The organism is Sphingomonas sp. Leaf30 (genome assembly GCF_001422525.1).
Lineage (GTDB): Bacteria > Pseudomonadota > Alphaproteobacteria > Sphingomonadales > Sphingomonadaceae > Sphingomonas > Sphingomonas aerolata.
The window spans coordinates 515,546-520,673 of sequence record NZ_LMKZ01000001.1 but is presented as its reverse complement, the minus strand read 5'-3'; the positions used below and the strand labels follow the sequence as shown (position 1 = coordinate 520,673).

The 5,128-nt window shown below is 64.3% G+C and carries 2 protein-coding genes and 1 pseudogene; 1 reads left to right on the top strand and 2 read right to left on the bottom strand.

Features of this window, described 5'->3' with window-relative positions; genetic code table 11:
* Positions 1-208: 208 nt before the first annotated feature.
* Entirely contained in the window at positions 209-610 is a 402-nt protein-coding gene (locus ASE89_RS02495; RefSeq protein ID WP_031441838.1) for an acyl-CoA thioesterase, read from the bottom strand.
* Positions 611-780: 170 nt separating this feature from the next.
* Between ASE89_RS02495 and clpB the strand changes: the two genes are divergently transcribed.
* Positions 781-3,360, top strand: a complete 2,580-nt coding sequence (gene clpB, locus ASE89_RS02490) for an ATP-dependent chaperone ClpB (RefSeq protein WP_056673705.1) — start codon at positions 781-783, stop codon at positions 3,358-3,360.
* A gap of 176 nt (positions 3,361-3,536) precedes the next feature.
* Here the strand turns inward: clpB and ASE89_RS02485 are convergent.
* Positions 3,537-5,128, bottom strand: a pseudogene (locus tag ASE89_RS02485) (TonB-dependent receptor); the annotation flags it as partial.

The following is a 5,128-nucleotide window of genomic DNA, read 5'->3' as shown; positions in this document are numbered from 1 at the left end:
GAGGTGGTGTATATGGCTGAACGCTCGCCCCGATCGAGCGACCCCAGACAGGCGCGCCCCGGACAGGCAGCAGCATCCAGCCCCAAGCCCCCAAAACCCGTCATCCCCGCGAAGGCGGGGATCCAGACCGGCAAACTAAGGTGACACCCACAAAGTCCAGCCAGTCTAGCTTCCCGCCTCCGCGGGAATGACGGCGGGTCTAGGCCCCTCAATCCTTCGGAAAGAACCGCTCCACCACGTTACTCGCCAGTCGCGAAGGCCGCAGCGTCTCCGCATCCAGGCAACACCAGCTCGACTTCACCTCGGCCAGCACATCCTCGCCGCGCTTGATGATCGTCTCGTAGAACGCCCGCGCGCCCTGCACCTTCTCGAGCAGCACCGTCGCGATCACGTCGTCGTCGAGGAACGCCGGCTTGCGGTAGGTAATCTCGTGTTTCAGCGCGACCCACAAATGCCCCGCCACCGCCTCGGCCGGGGCGAGACGCTGCCAGTGATCGATCACCGCGGCCTGTACCCACTTCAGATAGTTCGCGTTGTTGACGTGACCCATAAAGTCGATGTCGGCCGGCTCGATGCCGATGGCGTAGATATGGGGAATGGCTGTTGACACCCCACCTATATAGCATGGGCGCGGGCTTATAGCGATGACGACGCTGCTTCGACACCGACAATAAACGCTATTCCGGCCCGCGGCGCTTGTCCCTAGCATGATGCAACGCCGCCCTCTTGTGTTGCCTAAATACAACACCATCTCTGGCCAAAGACCACAGGGATACGCCCATGAACATCGACAAATTCACCGACCGCGCGAAAGGCTTCCTCCAGTCCGCGCAGACCGTCGCGATCCGCATGAACCATCAGCGGATCGCGCCCGAGCATCTGCTGAAGGCGCTGCTCGAGGACGAACAGGGCATGGCCGCCGGGCTGATCGCGGCCGCGGGCGGCGACGCCAAGCGCGCGACCGCCGAGACCGATCTCGCGCTCGCCAAGATCCCCGCCGTGTCGGGCTCGGGCGCGCAGACCACGCCGGGCATCGACAATGACGCGGTCCGCGTGCTCGACCAGGCCGAACAGATCGCGACCAAGGCGGGCGACAGCTTCGTCACCGTCGAACGCCTGCTCGTCGCGCTCGCGCTCTCGCTCAACACCGCCGCGGGCAAGGCGCTCAAGACCGGCGGCGTCACCCCCGAGGGGCTCAACACCGCGATCAACAGCGTCCGCCAGGGCCGCACCGCGGACACCGCGGGTGCCGAGGACCGCTATGACGCGCTCAAGAAATTCGCGCGCGACCTCACCCAGGCGGCCCGCGACGGCAAGCTCGACCCCGTCATCGGCCGCGACGAGGAGATCCGCCGCACGATCCAGATCCTCGCCCGCCGCACCAAGAACAACCCCGCGCTGATCGGCGAACCCGGCGTTGGCAAGACCGCGATCGCCGAAGGCCTCGCGCTGCGCATCGCCAACGGCGACGTCCCCGACACGCTCAAGGACCGCCGGCTCATGTCGCTCGACATGGGCTCGCTCATCGCGGGCGCGAAATATCGCGGCGAGTTCGAGGAGCGGCTGAAGGGCGTGCTCGACGAGGTGAAGGCTGCCGAGGGCGACGTCATCCTGTTCATCGACGAGATGCACCAGCTGATCGGCGCGGGCAAATCCGAAGGCGCGATGGACGCAGGCAACCTGTTGAAGCCAGCCTTGGCGCGCGGCGAGCTCCACTGCGTCGGCGCGACCACGCTCGACGAATATCGCAAGTACGTCGAGAAGGACCCCGCGCTCCAGCGCCGGTTCCAGCCCGTCATGGTCGGCGAACCCACGGTCGAGGACACGATCTCGATCCTGCGCGGCCTGAAGGAGAAATACGAGCTCCACCACGGCGTCCGCATCACCGACGGCGCGATCGTCGCCGCCTCAACGCTGTCGAACCGCTACATCACCGACCGTTTCCTCCCCGACAAGGCGATCGACCTGATGGACGAGGCCGCGAGCCGGATCCGCATGGAGGTCGAGTCGAAGCCCGAGGAGATCGAGAATCTCGACCGCCGGATCATCCAGCTCAAGATCGAGCGCGAGGCGTTGAAGCGCGAGACCGACGAGGCGTCGATCGACCGGCTCGACACGCTCGAGGGCGACCTCGTCAATCTCGAGGAACAGTCCGCCGAGCTGACGACGCGCTGGAAGGGCGAGAAGGACAAGATCAACGCCGAGGCGCGGCTCAAGGAACAGCTTGACGCCGCGCGCCTCGAACTCGACCAGGCGCAACGCTCGGGCGATCTCGCCCGCGCGGGTGAGCTCTCCTACGGCACGATCCCCGGCCTGCAGCGCCAGCTCGACGAGGCGGCGGGCGCGACCAAGGGCGCGATGCTGCGCGAAGAGGTCAATGCCGACGACATTGCCGGCGTCGTCAGCCGCTGGACCGGCATCCCGGTCGAACGGATGCTCCAGGGCGAGCGCGACAAGCTGCTCGCGATGGAGGCGACGATCGGCAAGCGCGTCATCGGCCAGGCGCATGCGGTCAAGGCCGTCTCGACCGCGGTCCGCCGCGCACGCGCCGGGCTTCAGGATCCGAACCGCCCCTTGGGCAGCTTCCTGTTCTTGGGGCCAACCGGCGTCGGCAAGACCGAGCTGACCAAGGCGCTCGCCGAATTCCTGTTCGACGATCCCTCGGCGATGGTCCGCATCGACATGAGCGAGTTCATGGAAAAGCACGCGGTCGCGCGGCTGATCGGCGCGCCTCCCGGCTATGTCGGCTATGAGGAGGGCGGCGTGCTGACCGAGGCGGTTCGCCGGCGTCCCTATCAGGTGATCCTGTTCGACGAGGTCGAGAAGGCGCATGGCGACGTGTTCAACGTGCTCCTCCAGGTGCTCGACGACGGCCGACTGACCGACGGCCAGGGCCGCACGGTCGATTTCAGCAACACGCTGATCATCCTGACGAGCAATCTCGGCAGCCAGTATCTCGCCAACATGGCCGAGGGCGACGACGTGTCGTCGGTCGAACCGCAGGTGATGGAGATCGTCCGGTCGCACTTCCGCCCGGAATTCCTCAACCGCCTGGACGAGGTGATCCTGTTCCACCGTCTCGGCCAGGCGCACATGGCGCCGATCGTCGACATCCAGGTGTCGCGCGTCGACAAGCTGCTCGCCGACCGCAAGATCACGCTCGACCTCACCGAAGCCGCCCGCGCCTGGCTCGGCCGCGTCGGCTACGACCCCATCTACGGCGCAAGGCCCCTCAAACGCGCGGTCCAGCGCTACCTCCAGGACCCGCTCGCCGACATGATCCTGCGCGGCGAGGTCAAGGACGGCGCCACCGTCCATATCGACGAGGGCGACGGGAAACTGGTGCTGGCGGTCGGGTGACATGCATCATGGGTGGCTGCCCGCCGGCCACCCATGATGCGCCTTTCGACAGCTGCTCGGAAAGCCCACGCCCCCGCGACATCGCTGACGCTGAAAACCGCGTTGAACGGAAGCCTGAGCGAAAATGGGGCGGCCCCTTGCGGAACCGCCCCTCGTTTCTGCCCTGACGCAGGACCTTAGAAGTTGACGCCGAACTGCAGGCGAACCGACCGTGGCGCCTGATAGGACAAGGGCTGTCCATATAGTGCGGATGGAACGCCGTTCTGCGCCGTCCCGACCTCTTGAAGGTCCTGAACCTGCTTCTGGTTCAAGACGTTGAACACCGACACACGGACCGTACCGTCGAACATATCCGTCGGGATCTTCAACGCGATATCGAGGTTGACGTTATACAGCCAGTCCGTCTGCAACACGCTTCCGCGCGGTGTCAGCTGACGGTTTGCGGCCGACGTCCCCGTCGTGATGACATTGCCGCTCCCATCGACATTGCAGTAATAACCCGCAGCACCATAGGCCGCCGCATTGCCGCCATCGACACTCACGGGCACCGTCCCGATGCAGCCGAATTTGCGCGGCGATTGCACCTGGACGTTCCCACCGACATTCAGGAAGTCGAACAGCTGGTAGCTGCCAAAGATCTTGATGTTGTGACGGCGGTGACCGGGAAGATAGCCATAGGCGCCGTTGACCAGCGCAGGATAATCGAATGCCGTCGTCAGGCCCGAATCGGCCTGCCCATTGTCGGATCGAACGCCGCCCTCGATGTTACCCACCAGTGATGCCAGGGTATAATTGGCAGACAGGCTCCACTTGCCGTCGAATTCACGCTCGAAGGTGAACGTCATCGACTTGTAGGTCGCCTCGGCCTGGGGAAGGCCCAGACCCGCAGCCGTCAGGGTAACCGATTTGCCGTTGAGTTCGGTATTGGCCACGCCTTCCGCGTTGGTCGCGTCGAGGACCACGGTGGCATCACGCCCCGGGTTCAACAACGCGTATTGATGCGCGCCGCTGAAGATGTCGCCACAGCCCGTACCCGCCGCATTGGTCAACGCGATGTTGTTGGTACGGCAATAATCCAGCACGCCAGCGTCGATATAGCCGTCTTCCAGCGACTGGTTCAGCTTTCGCTCGGTATAGAAGACACCGAACTTGATCCTGCCGCCGAGACGACGCTCGAACCCGAGGATATATTCGTCGCGCGACTGCGCCTGGAGGTTGGAACTGACGAGCGATGCGAAGGGCGGCGTCGTTCCATCGGAGTTGAATTTGCAATTCGCACCGCCGGCCCGATCGGACTCGATAGCAAGGACCGGACAGGGTGATCCGTCCGCAATCTGGATCGGAGCGCCGATGATCGGCGTCTGGTTGGCATTGACGCCCGTCAGCACGTTGTAGGTTGTATAATCGAGTTCGGCGCCGGCGAGACGGACGTTCGTGTTCGTCGCAACCGGCAGGTAATAGCGGCTGAACGACCCGTAGACCTTGGTGCTTCCATCACCGATCGGATCGAAACTGAAGCCCAGACGCGGCGCCCACAGATCGTCCGACTTGTAGAAGGTCTGACCTTCACCGTTCTTGTTGGTGAACTTGTCGTTACGGACGCCAAGGTTGAGCGCCAGCCGGTTTTCGAAGAGCGACCAGCTGTCCTGCAGATAGAATGCCTCGCCCTTGGTCGTGAACGTGCCACCATTGCGGAAGTAACGACGCGTTACATAGGTCGTGTTCGGCGTCGTGACGAAGTCATCGCCCGCGGCACCCGAATTTGCAT